The following is a 1,387-nucleotide window of genomic DNA, read 5'->3' on the forward strand; positions in this document are numbered from 1 at the left end:
TGGGCGACCTGGGAACCCTCGCGCAGCCAGCCCATCCGGGCGCGGGCCTCGGTCAGCAGCTTCGACAGTCTGCCGAACGTCGGCTTGCGACCGGAGCGCTGCTGGTGCACGGCCTCGTTCCACAGCCAGCGGCAGCGCGACCACTCGGCCAGCAGTGCCGCCTCCGCCAGGCGGCCGGGCCGCAGCCGGTAGGTGTAACGCACCGTCTCCACCACACCAGACACTGTACATACGACACCCTGTCTCTCGCGAACCTGGCGAGAGACAACCCGACGCCATCGTGCACCGCCCGAGCGAGGTACCGCCGCGACGCCCTCACCGGCGACACCGGCACCCGGGTCGAAAACATCCTCCGCCAGGCACACGCCGAACGCGGCACTCCCCGCCCGGAATCGGACACCATGCCCGACCACGTACACCCACCGGTCACCGCCGACCCGCAGTACGGCACCCACCGCCTCGTCAAGCAGATCAAAGGCCGGTCCTCCCGGCTGCCGCACACCGAACTCCCCCACCTGAAATCCCGAATGCCGACCCTGTGGACCAACTCGTACCTCGTCGCCACCATCGGCGGCGCAACCCCGAAGATCGTGAAGAGGTATGTCGAGAACCAGCGCAACGTCTGACCAGACACCCATCCACCCTGACGGCGAATGGGCCATCCCTGACCTGCTCCGCAGGCAATCCGATTCCTCCCCACGGCTAAAGCCGGAGGTTTCCACGGAGGTTTCTCGATGACCGGGCGGGGTCGCCCGGTCGGCGTAACCGGGTGGAAATCCTCGGACGCCGCAGGTGGCGGGTGTTCGACGCTGGTCGACACCCTCGTCGTGGCAGCTCAAAGCGATGTGCGAAGCTGCCCGCTACCACATGCACCTCCATCTCCTGTCCGGAGGCCCGATATGGCACCATTCCTCTACCTTGCTGCCGGGCTCGCGATCGGCGTGATAGGCGGCTGGCTGGTCTGGGGCCGCAGCTCCGGCGCCACCGCCCCAGCTGCGTCGACCCCGACCCCGGCCCCGTCCTCGACCCCCGCCCCGCCGTCGGCTTCGTCCTCGTCCTCGCCCGAGGCCACGGTGGTCGCACCCGCGGTCGTCGCGACGCCGGACGCCGACGACGACTCCGCGCCGCCCTCCGTGACCGAGCCCGTCGCCGCCGCCGAGCCCGAGATCACGACCGAACCGGCCACCGAGCCGATCACCGTCGAGCCGATCACCGTCGAGCCCGAGGCCGTCGCGGAGCCGGCTGCTGAGAAGGCCTCGGACGAGGCGGCGGTGGCCGAGACCGTCGCCATCGCCGAGCCCGCCGAAAAGGCCACGGAGCCCGCTCCGGCGGACGAGCCCGAGCCCGTCACCGAGCCGGAGCCGGTGGCCGAGACCGAGCCCATCAC

Annotated in this window: 2 protein-coding genes and 1 pseudogene; 2 read left to right on the forward strand and 1 reads right to left on the reverse strand. The window is 70.5% G+C overall.

Annotation, left to right across the window (positions count from 1 at the left end):
• Positions 1 to 215 (reverse strand): hypothetical protein (locus AB0I88_RS31545; protein WP_361033001.1); only part of this gene is annotated, 215 nt, incomplete at its 3' end.
• Positions 216 to 254: 39 nt separating this feature from the next.
• Between AB0I88_RS31545 and tnpA the strand changes: the two genes are divergently transcribed.
• Positions 255 to 626 (forward strand): IS200/IS605 family transposase, encoded by a 372-nt coding sequence (gene tnpA, locus AB0I88_RS31550; RefSeq protein WP_361032995.1) that lies wholly within the window; start codon positions 255 to 257, stop codon positions 624 to 626.
• A 273-nt stretch (positions 627 to 899) separates the two neighbouring features.
• Positions 900 to 1,387, forward strand: a pseudogene (locus tag AB0I88_RS31555) (hypothetical protein); the annotation flags it as partial.

The organism is Actinoplanes sp. NPDC049802 (genome assembly GCF_040656595.1).
Classification (GTDB): domain Bacteria; phylum Actinomycetota; class Actinomycetes; order Mycobacteriales; family Micromonosporaceae; genus Actinoplanes.